The organism is Streptomyces sp. NPDC058326 (assembly GCF_042879855.1).
Lineage (GTDB): Bacteria > Actinomycetota > Actinomycetes > Streptomycetales > Streptomycetaceae > Streptomyces.
The window spans coordinates 117,370-130,543 of record NZ_JBHVZO010000012.1; the positions used below are offsets into that span (position 1 = coordinate 117,370).

The 13,174-nt window shown below is 71.5% G+C and carries 20 protein-coding genes and 1 pseudogene; 7 read left to right on the plus strand and 14 right to left on the minus strand.

All coding sequences use genetic code 11. The annotated features are described in order from the left end of the window. Positions 1 to 10: 10 nt before the first annotated feature. The 4 genes and pseudogenes from ACFVYX_RS22345 to ACFVYX_RS22360 form a co-directional block, all read right to left on the minus strand. Entirely contained in the window at positions 11 to 541 is a 531-nt protein-coding gene (locus ACFVYX_RS22345) for a DUF5709 domain-containing protein (protein ID WP_389683170.1), read from the minus strand. 45 nt (positions 542 to 586) lie between these two features. Continuing rightward, positions 587 to 862, minus strand: a complete 276-nt coding sequence (locus ACFVYX_RS22350; RefSeq protein ID WP_389683171.1) for a DUF6480 family protein — start codon at positions 860 to 862, stop codon at positions 587 to 589. Between the two features lie 87 nt (positions 863 to 949). Then, a complete protein-coding gene (locus tag ACFVYX_RS22355; protein ID WP_389683173.1) occupies positions 950 to 1,915 on the minus strand; it encodes an LLM class F420-dependent oxidoreductase in 966 nt (321 codons plus the stop codon). 292 nt (positions 1,916 to 2,207) lie between these two features. Continuing rightward, a pseudogene (locus ACFVYX_RS22360) lies at positions 2,208 to 2,672 on the minus strand (SRPBCC family protein); the annotation flags it as partial. A 186-nt stretch (positions 2,673 to 2,858) separates the two neighbouring features. Here ACFVYX_RS22360 and ACFVYX_RS22365 point away from each other — a divergent pair. Continuing rightward, positions 2,859 to 3,395 (plus strand): isochorismatase family cysteine hydrolase, encoded by a 537-nt coding sequence (locus tag ACFVYX_RS22365; protein ID WP_389683174.1) that lies wholly within the window; start codon positions 2,859 to 2,861, stop codon positions 3,393 to 3,395. A 49-nt stretch (positions 3,396 to 3,444) separates the two neighbouring features. On the opposite strand, the gene ACFVYX_RS22370 is transcribed toward ACFVYX_RS22365, so the two are convergent. From ACFVYX_RS22370 to ACFVYX_RS22385, 4 genes are all read right to left on the minus strand, one after another. After that, complete coding sequence (locus tag ACFVYX_RS22370) at positions 3,445 to 3,918, minus strand: hemerythrin domain-containing protein (protein WP_389683175.1); 474 nt, start codon at positions 3,916 to 3,918, stop codon at positions 3,445 to 3,447. Between the two features lie 89 nt (positions 3,919 to 4,007). Then, complete coding sequence (locus ACFVYX_RS22375) at positions 4,008 to 4,427, minus strand: CBS domain-containing protein (protein WP_389683176.1); 420 nt, start codon at positions 4,425 to 4,427, stop codon at positions 4,008 to 4,010. Between the two features lie 152 nt (positions 4,428 to 4,579). Continuing rightward, positions 4,580 to 4,771 (minus strand): CsbD family protein, encoded by a 192-nt coding sequence (locus tag ACFVYX_RS22380; RefSeq protein WP_389683177.1) that lies wholly within the window; start codon positions 4,769 to 4,771, stop codon positions 4,580 to 4,582. Positions 4,772 to 4,789: 18 nt separating this feature from the next. Next, a complete protein-coding gene (locus ACFVYX_RS22385; RefSeq protein WP_389683178.1) occupies positions 4,790 to 5,353 on the minus strand; it encodes a type 1 glutamine amidotransferase domain-containing protein in 564 nt (187 codons plus the stop codon). 275 nt (positions 5,354 to 5,628) lie between these two features. Between ACFVYX_RS22385 and ACFVYX_RS22390 the strand changes: the two genes are divergently transcribed. Both ACFVYX_RS22390 and ACFVYX_RS22395 read left to right on the plus strand, forming a co-directional pair. Further along, positions 5,629 to 5,784, plus strand: coding sequence for a hydrophobic protein (locus ACFVYX_RS22390; RefSeq protein ID WP_384119388.1), 156 nt, complete (start codon positions 5,629 to 5,631; stop codon positions 5,782 to 5,784). 244 nt (positions 5,785 to 6,028) lie between these two features. After that, complete coding sequence (locus tag ACFVYX_RS22395; protein WP_389683179.1) at positions 6,029 to 6,946, plus strand: SigB/SigF/SigG family RNA polymerase sigma factor; 918 nt, start codon at positions 6,029 to 6,031, stop codon at positions 6,944 to 6,946. Here ACFVYX_RS22395 and ACFVYX_RS22400 read toward each other — a convergent pair. From ACFVYX_RS22400 to ACFVYX_RS22410, 3 genes are all read right to left on the minus strand, one after another. Then, positions 6,894 to 7,367, minus strand: a complete 474-nt coding sequence (locus tag ACFVYX_RS22400) for an ATP-binding protein (RefSeq protein WP_389683180.1) — start codon at positions 7,365 to 7,367, stop codon at positions 6,894 to 6,896. The genes ACFVYX_RS22395 and ACFVYX_RS22400 overlap by 53 nt on opposite strands. After that, positions 7,351 to 7,773, minus strand: coding sequence for an STAS domain-containing protein (locus ACFVYX_RS22405; protein ID WP_389683181.1), 423 nt, complete (start codon positions 7,771 to 7,773; stop codon positions 7,351 to 7,353). The genes ACFVYX_RS22400 and ACFVYX_RS22405 overlap by 17 nt, the downstream gene beginning before the upstream one ends. Before the next feature lie 174 nt (positions 7,774 to 7,947). Continuing rightward, positions 7,948 to 8,151 carry a cold-shock protein gene (locus ACFVYX_RS22410; protein WP_389683182.1) on the minus strand — a complete coding sequence of 68 codons (204 nt, stop codon included), beginning with the start codon at positions 8,149 to 8,151 and terminating at the stop codon, positions 7,948 to 7,950. A gap of 339 nt (positions 8,152 to 8,490) precedes the next feature. Here ACFVYX_RS22410 and ACFVYX_RS22415 point away from each other — a divergent pair, with 339 nt between their 5' ends. The 3 genes from ACFVYX_RS22415 to ACFVYX_RS22425 are packed head-to-tail and all read left to right on the plus strand — an operon-like array spanning position 8,491 to position 11,006. Beyond that, on the plus strand, positions 8,491 to 8,769 hold the full coding sequence (locus ACFVYX_RS22415; RefSeq protein ID WP_389683183.1) for a polyprenyl synthetase: 279 nt from the start codon (positions 8,491 to 8,493) through the stop codon (positions 8,767 to 8,769). After that, positions 8,762 to 9,814 (plus strand): polyprenyl synthetase family protein, encoded by a 1,053-nt coding sequence (locus ACFVYX_RS22420; RefSeq protein WP_389683184.1) that lies wholly within the window; start codon positions 8,762 to 8,764, stop codon positions 9,812 to 9,814. The genes ACFVYX_RS22415 and ACFVYX_RS22420 overlap by 8 nt, the downstream gene beginning before the upstream one ends. Positions 9,815 to 9,842: 28 nt before the next feature. Beyond that, positions 9,843 to 11,006: an oxygenase MpaB family protein gene (locus tag ACFVYX_RS22425; protein WP_389683185.1), complete on the plus strand. Its 1,164-nt coding sequence runs from the start codon at positions 9,843 to 9,845 to the stop codon at positions 11,004 to 11,006. A gap of 34 nt (positions 11,007 to 11,040) precedes the next feature. Here the strand turns inward: ACFVYX_RS22425 and ACFVYX_RS22430 are convergent, their stop codons facing one another. Together ACFVYX_RS22430 and ACFVYX_RS22435 are read right to left on the minus strand one after the other, a co-directional pair. Further along, positions 11,041 to 11,415 (minus strand): fic family toxin-antitoxin system, toxin component, encoded by a 375-nt coding sequence (locus ACFVYX_RS22430; RefSeq protein WP_389683186.1) that lies wholly within the window; start codon positions 11,413 to 11,415, stop codon positions 11,041 to 11,043. A gap of 13 nt (positions 11,416 to 11,428) precedes the next feature. Then, a complete protein-coding gene (locus ACFVYX_RS22435; protein WP_389683187.1) occupies positions 11,429 to 11,656 on the minus strand; it encodes a hypothetical protein in 228 nt (75 codons plus the stop codon). Positions 11,657 to 11,781: 125 nt separating this feature from the next. Here ACFVYX_RS22435 and ACFVYX_RS22440 point away from each other — a divergent pair, with 125 nt between their 5' ends. Continuing rightward, positions 11,782 to 12,330, plus strand: a complete 549-nt coding sequence (locus ACFVYX_RS22440) for a flavoprotein (RefSeq protein WP_389683188.1) — start codon at positions 11,782 to 11,784, stop codon at positions 12,328 to 12,330. 56 nt (positions 12,331 to 12,386) lie between these two features. On the opposite strand, the gene ACFVYX_RS22445 is transcribed toward ACFVYX_RS22440, so the two are convergent. After that, positions 12,387 to 12,899, minus strand: coding sequence for a DinB family protein (locus ACFVYX_RS22445; protein WP_389683305.1), 513 nt, complete (start codon positions 12,897 to 12,899; stop codon positions 12,387 to 12,389). Positions 12,900 to 13,174: the final 275 nt, after the last annotated feature.

Genomic DNA, 13,174 nt, shown 5'->3' on the forward strand with positions numbered 1-13,174 from the left:
CGCGCGACCGCTACGGCTCGCGCCCCGCGTCCGCCCCGGCCCCGTCGGCGGCCGTGTCCACATGCATCGCCGCCTCCTCCGCGGGCGCGGCCCCGTCGTCAAGGCCGACATCCCGGGCGACGGCGTGGTCGTCGCGGCCCGGGGGCGTGTCGACCGGGGCGAGGCGACCGGCCCTGGTGGCCCCGGCCTGCTCGTCGACGGGTTCGCCGGCGCCTTCCGGGAGGTCGCCGATGCCGTCGCCCTCGGGTGCCGCCTCCTCGGGGACCTCCTGGGCGAGCCGTTCGTCGAGCGATTCCCCCTCCCGCTGCTCGCGCTGGGTGGTGCCGTGCCGGGTGACGCCGCGCGGACGCTCGGGCGGGGAGTAGCCGGGCACGGACAGGTCTTCGAGGGGCTCCGTCACGATCGCGTTGTCCGGGTCGAGATCCCCGGAGGGGCGGTTGGCCGCGTCGGAGTGGGTGGGCTGGTACACGTCGTCGCCGCGGGCCTCGTCCGGGCCGGGCCGGTCACCGGAGGCGTCCGCGTCGGACTCGTTGCGGGCCATGGCCGGCTCCTTTCGTCTCGGTGGTACGGGGTGGGGCCGGGCCCGTCAGTCGGTGACGAGCACGATGGCGTACACGAGGAAGAACAGCGCGCACACGATGCCCAGCGCCCACACGATCAGGAGGGGTCCCTTCCCCCAGCCGCGCCGGAGTGGCCGGTAGGGACCGGTGCCGGTGCTGGTGCCCGACTCCGCCGGCGGTGTCTCGCCGGGCCGGATCTCGCCGCCGCCGGTGATGTTCCGACGGGCGGCGTCGGGGGTGCTGCGGGGGTCCTGCTCGGGGATGTCCCGGGGGTCGGGGTCGGGGTTGCTCGGTCTGGTCATGACGTTCATCTCCCTGCGAATTGCGGAAGGGCGACGGCCCGACGTCCGGGCACCGCGGCGACCTGACGTGTCCGAGGAGGTCCCTGCCTACAGTGCGCGGAGGGCGGGCAGGAGGGACGTCTCCGCCCAGCGGAGGAAGGACATCTGGTGGGCACCGCCGACCTGGACGAGGGCGAGGTCGGTGAAGCCCGCCTCGGCATAGGGCCGGACCGCTTCCACGACGGCGTCGACGTCGTCGCCGCAGGGGATGCTCTCGGCCACGTCCTCCGGGCGGGTGTGCTCGGTCGCCTGGACGAACCCAGCGGGCAGCGGGAGTTCGGCGTTGAGGCGCCAGCCGCCGAGGGACCAGCGGAACTGTTCGTGGGCGCGGGCCACCGCCGCCTCCCGGTCCGTGTCGTAGCAGACGGGCAGCTGCCCGATGCGGGGCTTGCCCGCGCCGCCCCGCGCGTCGAAGGCGTCCAGCAGCTCACGTTTCGGTTCCGTGGCGATCAGCAGGTCCGCGTGGCGCCCGGCGACGGCGCAGGAGCGGGGGCCCGAGACGGCGATGCCCACGGGTGGCGGTGTGCCGGGGACGTCCCACAGCTTGGCGTCGTCGACCTGGAAGTGGCGTCCGTGATGTGTCACGTGGTCGCCCTTGAAGAGGGCGTGGATGATCTCGGCGGCCTCGTCGAGCATCGCGAGGCGGACACGGGCCGAGGGCCAGCCCCTGCCGACGACGTGCTCGTTGAGGTTCTCGCCGGAGCCGAGACCCAGCCGGAACCGGCCTTCGGACAGCAGTTGCAGGGTCGCCGCCTTCTGCGCGACCACCACGGGGTGGTAGCGGAAGGTCGGACAGGTCACGAAGGTCATGAGGGGGATGCGGGAGGTCGCCTGCGCGGCGGCTCCGAGGACGCTCCACGCGTACGGTGCGTGCCCCTGCGCCTCCAGCCAGGGGAAGGAGTGGTCGGAGATCACGGAGAAGTCGAATCCCACCCGCTCCGCCTCGACCACGTGCCCGACGAGCTCACGCGGGCCTGACTGCTCGGTCATCATGGTGTATCCGATACGCATCATGCCCCGCGACTTGCCACGGCGGGCACCCCTGAAACGGGCCTTCGCCGAGACTCTTGCGCCCGCGCGGCCGGCCCGTTCACATGCCCTCCCGAGGCTTGGGGTCGTGGGGGCCGGGCGGGACGGGCCAGGACCGCTCGGCCTCGGACGCGTCGGCCGGTCCGGTCCGGGTGGTCGACGCGGCGTCGCTGTCCGGCGCGGGCAGGGTCTTCGGCGCGGCGGGCTCCACGACCGGTCCGGATCCCTGGGCTCCCGTGGGGCTCTGTCCGGTGGCAGCGCCCGGGTCGGTTCCGGCGCCGGCGTCGGCGGGGCGGACCCGGCCGCGCCAGCCGCCCGTTTCACCGCCCTGCTCCTCGATGAACCCCTTGAACCGCTTCAGGTCACCCTTCACCCGACGGTCGAGGACACCCATCATGTCGCCGGCCTTCTCCACCACGCCCTCCGGCTCCACGTCCATCGCCAGCCGCACCCGCGTGTGCTCCGCGTCCAGCGGCTGGAAGCTCACCACACCCTTCTGACGCGTCTCCCCCGCCACCGTCCGCCACGAGATCCGCTCGTCGGGAAGCTGGTCCACGATCTCGGTGTCGAACTCGCGCCGCACCCCCGCCACCTTCGTCCGCCAGTGACAGTGCCGGTCGTCGACCTGACGCACGTCCTCCACACCCTCCATGAACCGCGGGAACTCCTCGAACTGCGTCCACTGGTCGTACACCGTCCGCAGCGGCACATCCACGTCGATGGTCTGCTCGACCCTGCTCATCGCCCTGCCTCCAGAAAGTCGTCATGGCACTGTGCGGTCGACCCGCGCGTACCCGACGGCACGCACCTCACTCACCGGCGTACGCCGCGTCGCGGGCGGGCCGGTAGCGTGGACATCATGGGATGAATCAGCCCATACCGACGTGCCCGGCCGGGCGCTGAACCCTCGCGGATCCGGGAGACGACCTTGGCGAAACAGGCGCTCGTCGTCATCGACATGCTCAACACCTATCGGCACGACGACGCGGACCGGCTCGTGCCGTCGGTGACACGCGCCCTCCCCGGCATCGTCGACCTGCTGGGGCGTGCCCGGGCGGCTGGGGTCCCGGTCATCTACGCGAACGACAACTTCGGCCGCTGGCGGTCGCATCACGGACAGATCCTCGACATGGCCCTGGCGGGCCGTCACCCCGAGCTCGTCGACCCGGTCCGGCCCGACGACGAGTCCCTGTTCGTGGTGAAGGCACGCCATTCCATCTTCTACGAGACGCCTCTCGCCTATCTGCTCGGCACCCTGGACGTCGACGCGCTCGTCCTCACGGGCCAGGTCACCGAGCAGTGCGTGCTCTACTCCGCCCTGGACGCCCACATCCGGCACCTCGGCGTCACCGTCCCCCGGGACGCTGTGGCCCACATCCACGGCGACCTCGCGGACGCCGCTCTGCGCATGGTGGAGCGGAACATGGGCGGGCGGATCGTCGACGCCGCCGACATCCCCTGGTGACCCCGCAGGCCGGGGCCGGCCGAGCCCGGCCTGATCGACAAGGCACCCCCTAGGCGTCGGCGCTGGGCACGGCGAGGGGGCTTCCCGGTGCGTCCTTCCTGGCCGCCTCCATGCGGTCGCCCAGTTCGAGCAGCCGCTTGCGTCCCATGGCCTTGCGCACGTCGGGGAACCAGTCCTGCTCCTCCTCCTCGACGTGGTGGCGCACGTTCTCCATGAGGACGGTCATCTTGGCGTCGAACCGTTCGTCCGTGGGGTCGAGCCCGTCGAGTTCCGAGAGCATCCAGAGCACGGCGTGGTGTTCCTCGACGCTTTCGAGGACGTGGTCCTTGGTGTCGGGGGCGGCCTCGCGGGCCGCGGGGTAGAAGACCTGCTCCTCGATCCATGTGTGGGTCGTGAGTTCCCGGATCACCTGGTCCGCGATGTCCCGCTTCCGGTCGTACGCGTCGTCCCCCGCCCTCTCGAACTCCTTGAACAGCTTCTCCACGGTCTTGTGGTCGTCCCTGAGCATCACGATCCCGTCCATCACGGGCCCCTTCCACGTCGGTCATCGGCCGGCAGATGAGCTGACGGGGCGGTCCGGTGACGGGCGTACCGCCACGGGACCGCCCTCCGTCACGAGTCCTCGGAGACCGTCTCGACGAGGTCGCCCACCTGGCGCTCGGGCAGGGCCCGGGCGACGTCGGCCTGGGCGATGATGCCGACGAGGACGTGCTCGTCGATGACGGGGACCCGGCGGATCTTGTGCTCGCTCATGACACTCAGGACCCGTTCCACACTGTCGTCGGCCTGAACGGTGATGATCTCGCCCTCCGCGCAGTCGCCCGCCGTGCACTGCCCGGGGTCCTTGCCCTGGGCGACGGCCTTCACGACGATGTCGCGGTCGGTGAGCATGCCCTTCAGCTTCTCGTCGGGTCCGCAGATGGGCAGCGCGCCCACGTCCAGCTCGACCATCTTGCGAGCGGCCTCGACGAGGGTCTCGGAGGAGCGCACACAGGTCGCGTCGGGGGTCATGATGTCGCGTGCGTTGGTCATGGCTATCGCCTGCACTCAAGGTCGTGGGTGGCTGGGTCTGACGGGCGCCTGCCCGGTGGCGGGCCCCTCAATCCTGCTCGTCCCGGTCGCGGCGGCCCGCGCCCCCGGCGGCACGGGCCGACGGGGACGCGGGTGGTCCGAGCGTCCGCGGTCTAGGTGGTGCCGCGCTTCTTCAGGTCGTCGACGGCCTTCGTACCGCCCCGGCGCCCCTTCTCGGTGGCCTCTCGGGCCTTGCCCTTCAGCTGTTCAGCCCTGCCTTCGGCCTCCATCCCCTTCTTGCCCGTCATCTTGCCGACGGTCTCCTTGACCTTGCCCTTGCCCTTCTCCATACCGCTCTTGGCCATGAGTGGATTCCTTTCTCGTCATCCCCGGTTCTCGCCGCCGAGGGCGTCGATGATCGCCGCCGAGAAGGCGTCGAGGTCGTCGGGCTTGCGGGAAGTGATCAGGGGGTGGCCTCCGGAGGTGTCGACGACGACCTCCTTGTCCCGCCACGCGCCTCCGGCGTTCTCGAGGTCGGGACGGAGCGACGGGTACGAGGTGAGTTCGCGGTCCCGGGCCAGTCCGCTGTCGACGAGGAGCCAGGGGCCGTGGCAGACGGCGGCCACCGGTTTGCCGGCCTCCGCGAAGGCGGAGACGAGACGCCGGGCCTCGCTGTCGGTGCGCAGCCGGTCGGCGTTGAGGGTGCCACCCGGAACGACGACGGCGTCGTACGCGTCCGCCGTGACGGTCGCGAGCGTCGTATCGGGGTGGAGGACGGATCCTGGCCGGCGGTCCGAGACGAGGGTCTGGACGGGCTCGTCCTTCTGCGCGGCCAGGGTGACACCGGCGCCGGCCTCGCGCAGGGCGGCCATCGGCTTCTCCAGCTCGTCCTGTTCCGTCCCGTAGTTCGTGGTGAGGACGAGGACGTTCTTTCCGTCGAGCGACACGACGTGTTCCTCTCTCGGTCGGCCCCCCGTTCCGGCGTTCTTGCCCCCGCCCTCCCTGCGGCTCACCGCAGGGGCGCCGCTCAAACCTCCTGAAGGGGACCGGAGCGGATACGGAGTGCCGGGCCCCGCGCTTCGGACCGGGGGGCGCCGAGGCGGGCGCGGAAGCTCCTGGGGGGCCACGGCGCACATGACTCGGAGAGAAAAGGGCAAGCGCACGGCAACCGAGGGTTTCGCGCCGAGGACCGGCGGGCCCCCGAGGCACTGGAGGTGTCACCATGGTTCCCCTTCTTCTCGTCCTCCTCGTGATCCTGATCCTCTTCGGCGCCGGGTTCGCGGTCGAGGTGCTCTGGTACATCGCGATCGCCGTGCTCGTGTTGTGGCTGCTGGGCTTCCTGATGCGGAGCGGCAGTGGGCGCTGGTACCGGTGGTAAGGCGGGGGCCGCTCCTCTGGAGACCCCGCGCCTCGACGATGCCGTGCCCCGGACGATGTCCGGGGCACGGGCGCGTGATCGGCTCGTCACGGCACGGCAGACCTGCATGAATTAGCCGATAATCGTGTCAAACCGGACGATAGCGGGCACGCTTTCTTCAGGACGCTCGACCGATGGACCGCAGCCGCCCGCTCCCCCGGGGCCGCGCGACGCAGGCCCATCGCCCTGTCGAAGGAGCCCTTTCATGTCCACCGTCAGAGACCGCTCGGCCATCTCCCAGGCCACCCCGGACACCGCAGGGACGCCGGGAGCCGTGACGCGCCAGGCTGCGCTCGACGGCCTCCCGGAGCCCATCCGGCCCACCGCCGTCTCCACGGACGACGCCCGGACCCTTTCCGTCGCACTCTTCGAACGGCTTCGGGTACTGGAGGAGGGGACCCCCGAGTACGCATACGTACGCAACACCCTCGTGGAGCTCAACCTCAGCCTGGTCAAGTTCGCCTCCCGCCGGTTCAGGAACCGCGCCGAGCCGGTGGAGGACATCATCCAGGTCGGCACGATCGGCCTGATCAAGGCGATCGACCGGTTCGACCCCGACCGCGCGGTCGACTTCTCCGCATTCGCCCTGCCGACGATCGTCGGCGAGATGAAGCGCTTCTTCCGTGACACCAGCTGGGCCGTACGCGTGCCCCGCCGTCTCCAGGAGATGCGGATCGACCTCGCCAAGGCGGCGGACACCCTGGAGCAGGGTCTGGGGCGCCGTCCGAGCCGCGCGGAGCTCGCCGCGCAACTCCACCTCACGGAGGACGACGTCACCGAGGGCCAGCTCGCGGCGCACGGCTATGCCGCCCGCTCCCTGGACGTCCCCGCGGGCGACGAGGACTCGGCCCCCGGCGCGAGCCCGCGCCACCTGGCCACCTGCGAGCCCTCGTACGAGCTGATCGAGTCCCTGACCTCGCTGCGCCCCCTGCTCGAACGGCTTCCCGAACGCGACCGGACCATTCTCGAACTGCGCTTCGGCGAGGAGCTCACCCAGGCGGAGATAGGCCGGCGCATCGGTCTCTCCCAGATGCACGTCTCACGTCTGCTCACCCGGATCCTCGGCGAGCTCAGGACGGGCCTGCTCCAGGAGGACTCCACGGAGGACGAGACGGACTGCTGACCTCCAGCCACACCACCTTGCCCGCCGCTCCCGAGCCCTTGTCCTCGCTGCCCCAGTCACCGGCCAGCCTGTCCAGCACCATGAGGCCGTGACCGCCGGGCAGCGCGGGCGAGCGGGAGCCGTGCGCGCGCGGATGCTCGGGGCTCGCGTCGGCCACCTCGACGCGCAGCGACCCACCGCCGTGCCGGAGGACCAGCTCCTCCGGGCCGCCGGCGTGCAGACACGCGTTGGTCACGACTTCCGAGACCAGGAGCAGCACGTCCTCGAGCCGCTGCTCCGCCTCCTCGGTCTTCGGGGGGATCCACCCCCAGTCCGTGAGGGCCTGGGCCGTGAAGTCCCGGCACCGCGCCACCACGCCGCGGGTCCCGTACAGCCTGAGTCTGCGCACCTGCTCCGGGGAGCCGTCAACGGTCTCGGACATGTCGTCCGCCGCCTTCGTGGCCGCGCGCGGCGAGTGCCTCGTCCGTGCTCTCGTACACCTGGAAGACCTCCCGGGCACCGGTGATGTCGAACATCCGGTCCACCGGCGGGCGCAGTCCGGAGAGTTCCAGCCTTCCACCCGCCCGCATCCTCCGGAGACGGGACCTGAGGAGAACGTTGAGGCCGGACGAGTCGCAGAAACCGAGACCGGAGCAGTCGACGATGATCCGCCCGCTGCCGTCACCCTGCTCCAGGGCCTCCCGCAGCGGGTCGACGGCATCGCGGTCGAGCTCCCCCGTCAGCACCAGGACGACGGTGTCCGTTCCCGGGACGAGCCGGCTCTCGACACCGAACCGGTCGGACAGGTCCCGCTCCCCTTCTTCTTCCGCGCGCTCTTCGTCCGCCATGCGCTCACCCGCCTTCTCGTTGCTTTTTGCCCTTTCTACACCTTTTACACGTGCCCACCGTGGCGGGCTTGCGCCCCGGGTGTCGACGGGAACGCGGGACGCGCGCCGGGGCACGCAGACGGCGCCCGCACAGGGTGCGGACGCCGTCACAGCGGGATGCACGGGGCTCCCGGGTCAGCCGCGGACGATGTTCTCCGCCTGCGGGCCCTTCTGGCCCTGCGTGATGTCGAAGGTCACGGCCTCGCCCTCGTTGAGCTCGCGATATCCGTTGCCCGAGATGTTGGAGTAGTGAGCGAAGACGTCCGGTCCGCCTCCGTCCTGGGCGATGAAGCCGAAGCCCTTCTCGGAGTTGAACCACTTCACGGTGCCGCTGGCCATGCTCGTCCTTCTGGTCAATCCGGCAGCCGCCCCGAGGTCGGGCGGCTGCGGCGCCCTCTTGCGGGCGTCCACCTCAGTTCTCCCCCGCCCCGCCCTTCCCTACACCCACCATTCCGATCTTCTTACAGGGCCTTTCCGCCGCGTCCTCCGGAGCGCCGGGAAGGGCCGCCGCGGTGGGCGTCCCCTCCCGTCGCGGAGGCGCGTCGATCCGTACACCCACGCGAGATGATCACTCGTTCGTGAGTTGCGCCGTCGCCCCGCCCGGCGTACCGCGAGCCTTGCGGGGGTGGCGCGCGACCGGTGCCGCCCTGTCGCAGCGGTTGTCGGTGGAGGGATGTCATGACGCGGGAAGCGGGACGCCGTGGGGGCCCGGGTGAGCAGGCGGTGCTCCTTGCGGCCGGGCTCGCGGACATCGCGGTGAGCACGCTGGGTTCGGCGCTCGGCGCGGTACGGGGGCTTGCCCGCCGTTCGGACACGGCGGAGCTGGTGGCGGAGGCCGAACGGGACCTGACGGCGCGGGGCCGCCTGATGCTCGACCGCTGCACGACCGTGCCCCCGGCCCATCTGGAGGTGCTCGCCCAGCACGTCCTGGCGCGGCGGGCGGCCGACGGTGACTGAGCGCTGGGAGCCGGCGGCGTTCAAGGCCCGTGTCGACGAGGTGCTGCACCGTTTCGTCGCCGGGGAAGCCGATCTCCTGGCGGCGGTCGACCCGGCTCTCGGGCCGGTGGCCGAGCAGCTGGAGGCGGCGGTCGCGGTCGGCAAGCGGCTTCGGTCGGCGTTCTGCTACTGGGGCTGGCGCGCCGCCCGGCAGCCCGAGAGCGAGGCACTGCTGAGGGCGGCGGCGTCCATGGAGCTGGTGCACGCGGCCGCGGTCGTCCACGACGACCTGATCGACGACAGCCCGCTGCGGCACGGCCGGCCCACCGTCCACATGGCCCTCGGCGGTGCCGTGGCGCACCATCCGCGGGCCGCGGACGCCGGGCGGTCGCTCGCGATGCTGGTGGGTGATCTGCTGATGTCGCTGGCCGGGCAGCTGTTCGCGACCAGCGGTCTGCCCGCCGCGTACCTCGGCCGGGCCCGGCCCCTGTGGGCGGCGCTCGCGCGGGACCTGATCGCGGGTGAGTGTCTGGAGATCCTCCACACCGGTGCCGTTCCGGACACGGCGGCGTCGCTGAAGGTGATCCGCTACAAGACCGCCAAGTACACCGTCGAGCAGCCCCTCTTGATCGGGGGCGCCCTGGCCGGGGCTGGTGAGGGGCTGAGGGAGGGGTACAGCGCGTACGGGCTGCCGCTGGGCGAGGCCTTCCAGCTGAGGGACGATCTGCTCGGCCTGTTCGGGGATCCGCGGCACACCGGGAAGGCCACCTGTGACGACGTACGCGGCCATCGGCCCACCGCTCTCCTCGCGGAGACCTGGCGCATCGCGGGTCCCGGCGAGCGGGAGCGGCTGAGCGCGCTGCTCGGCCGGGCCGATCTGGACGAGGACGGCCTGGAGGCCGTACGCGGGGTGATGCGCCGGCTCGGGGCGCCCGACCGCGTCGAGAAGATGATCACCGTCCGGGTCGGGGAAGCGCTGGGCGCCCTCCACGACCTCGACGTGCCCGCGCCCGCCACCGCCGCCCTGACCGCCCTGGCGCATTCGGCGGCGGTCCGGCTGTCCTGACCTCGCGTCACAGAGTAGGAGCCTTCCCATGTCCCCCACCGACGCATCGACGAACGCCCTCCGGCAGACCGGCGACGAGCTCGCCGACGCCACCGTCGCCGCTCTCTTCGCGCGCGGCGAGATGGGCACGTTCAACACCCTGATGCGCTTCTTCTCCACCGCCGGCGCCCCGGTGCCGGACGGGCTGCCGGACGTCGCGAGGGAGTACCTGCGGGCCACGAGCGCCCCGCCGGCCTGGGTGGACTGGGAGGAGATGGAGCGGGCCCGGCTGTTCTTCATCGACAACGACGTGCACATCGCGACCGCCCTGTCCTTCGCCTCCATGCCCGCCTGCTACCTCGTCCCCCACGTGGCGAAGCTGCTCTCCACGACACACGGTCTGAACTACCCGTCCACGCGGATGGCGGCGACCGGCCAGTTCACCGTGCATCTGATGCGGCCCGACGCGTTCGAGGCCGGCAGCCGCTTCCTTCCCGCCGCGCAGAAGGTCCGTCTGCTGCACGCCTCCATCCGCCACCACCTCACGCGCGAGAACCGCTGGGACGCCCGGGCGTCGGGGGTTCCGATCTGTCAGGAGGACATGATCGGCGGGCAGATGTTCTTCTCGCTGCTCGTCCTCGACAGTCTGCACCGCCTCGGGATCCACATGTCCCAGGAGGGAGCGGAGGCCTACTACTACGCCTGGCGGGTGGTCGGGGCCATGCTGGGGGTCGACCAGGACGCGGTCCCCGCGACCCTCGACGACGCCCGCGTGTTCCTCGACCGGTACATGACCCGGTACATGGGGCCGTCCCCGGAGGGCGCGCACCTGACGCGGCAGCTCATCGAGCTGTACGAGGACATCGTGCCCGGGACCTTCCTCGACCCGGTCGTCCCCGCACTCGTCCGCTACCTCGTCGGGGACACGTGCGGCGACTGGCTGGAGGTCCCCAGCACGCCCTGGGACACGGTCGTCAGGACGGTGCCGCATCTCCTGGGCGTCCTCGAGACCATCGAGGACCGCTCCCCGCTCGGCGCGTGGGCCCTGGACCGGCTCGGCCATCTCACCACCCGCTTCGAGCTGTCCTCGCTCACCCGTGGGCGGGTCATGCACTACGCCGTCCCCGAGCACCTCAGGAAGGACTTCGGCCTCCCCGACGCCCCGTCCCGCACCCGTCGCTGGACACCGCCCGCCGCGACGCTCGTACCGTAGTCCGCGTGGGCCCCTCGCCCGGTGGTGCCGAGCCTCATCGCCCGGTCCACTCCTTCAGGACCGCCGCGACCTGACGGACGTCGATCAGGCCCTCCGCCACCCGCTCGACGAGGTGGATCGCCTCTTCCGCGGACACCTCGACCGGGAAACCGGAGGCGTGGAGGTAGGCCGCCGCGACGACCACGCCGTACAGCTCGTTGGAGTGTTCGAGCGCCGGGACCCGTACGAACTGCTCCAGGAGCGCGGCGGCCCGGTGGTGCGGCTGGTCGTAGACCGGCGTGTCCATCACACGGAAGGCGTGGCGCGCACGGGCCGCCTCGAACGCTCCCCAGTCGGAGATCTCCGGGTCGCCGGGGATCTCCTGCTGTGCGACGTCGAGCAGCCAGGACAGATCTATCTGCAGCAACATTCCGGCGCGCGGCTCAGACGGCGCCGGCGCCGGTCTTCGTGGGGCGGCCGAACCGCTCCGCGAAGGCCTGCCCGTGCCGGCCGACGAAGAAGCGCGCACCCTCGACGAACCGGGTGCGCATCAGATCGGCGTCCAGAACCCGGCCCGCGTAGTCCTCCGCGGGTACGTGCTTCTCCGCCGCGACCCGCTCCAGCGCCGCGTACGCCTCGTCGCTGATCTCGATCCTGAGTTCCCGTGCCATGCGCCCACGGTAGCGGTCCACGGCCGGTCGCGGCAGAGGGCGGTCGATCCGCCCGTACGGCGCCCCCGCCCCACGCCCCCGGACTCCCCTCGGGACGCGGACGGCCTCTGTGATCGGATAGGGCCATGGATTCTCGGACCCTGTACCTGTTCAGCGGCGCGGCCTCGCCCGTCTTCGACGTCGCCCGGGTCATCGAGGAGGCGCAGGCCGACGGCTGGGACGTCTGCCTCGGCCTCACGCCGACGGCCGCCCGCTGGCTCGCTCACTCCCTCGACGGGCTCGCCGCGCTGACGGGCCATCCGGTGCGCTGGGACTACAGGCTGCCCGGCGAGCCCGACATGTGGCCGCGCGCGGACGCGATCGTCGTCGCGCCGGCCACGTTCAGCACGGTGAACCAGTGGGCGCTCGGAATCACCGACAAGTGGCTCGTCGGGGTGGTGGCGGAGGGGATCGGCAAGGGAACCCCGATGGCGGTGATGCCCTGTGTGAACTCCGCCTTCGCCGCGCACCCGCAGTTCGAGCGGTCACTCGAGACGCTGCGGGGTGCCGGCGTCAGGGTCCTGTACGGCGAGGGCGGATTCGTGCCCCACGAGCCCGGCCAGGGAGACCCCACGGCGTATCCCTGGCGTGACGCCCTGGACGCCGTGGTGGACGTCCTTCACGTCTCCGCCTGACGGGCGTCCACCCTCGACCTCACACCCTCGGGGAGCGCGGGTCGTCCCGCCGTCCGCTACTGCCCCACCCGACCGTCGACGCATTCGCGCAGCAGGTCGGCGTGTCCGCAGTGGCGGGCGTACTCCTCGACCCTGTGGACCCACAGTTCCCGGACCGAGGTGTCGTCCTGGATCACCCGCGCGCCCAGATCCGTGCAGGCGGCCAGAGCCTCGTCGGTCGCCGCCTGTTCGCGGGCGAGGTCGGCGAACGCGCCGTCGACGACCGTCTGTTCCGCGACGGCGCCGTTGAAGTCGCCGTCGGCGTCCCCGTACAGCGTGGGTTCCGGGTCGCCCGGCAGGATCCAGTTGCGCCAGTCCCGCTCCACCTCGGCCAGATGGCGCACGAGGCCGAGCAGGGACATGGTGGACGGGGGCACCGAACGGCGCGCCAGCTCCTCGGGGTTCAGACCCTCGCACTTCATCCGAAGGGTCAGCCGGTAGCCGCCGAGGAAGTCCCGCAGCGTCGCCAACTCGCCGTCCTGGCTCGCCGCCTCACTGTGGCGGGGGTCCTTGTCGGGGTCCACCCACATGTCGGGGTGGACGTTCGCCTGGCTCCACCGTTCGGGCACGCCGCTCACTGTGTTCACGTGCCGAGGGTGGTGAGCGGCGGCCCGAGGCGCAAGCGATTTTCCCGCGCCGCCGCCGACCGCCCGCAAGAACTGAGGCCGCGTTCGCGCGGCGCAGCGAGAACGTGCCCATTCGCCGGAGAAGTTCGTCAGACCGCGTGTGCCCCGTGGAGACGGTGCGGAGAGATCATTCAGAAACCTTGTTGAAGAAGCCCGTACCCCGGGTTCACTCTTGATTT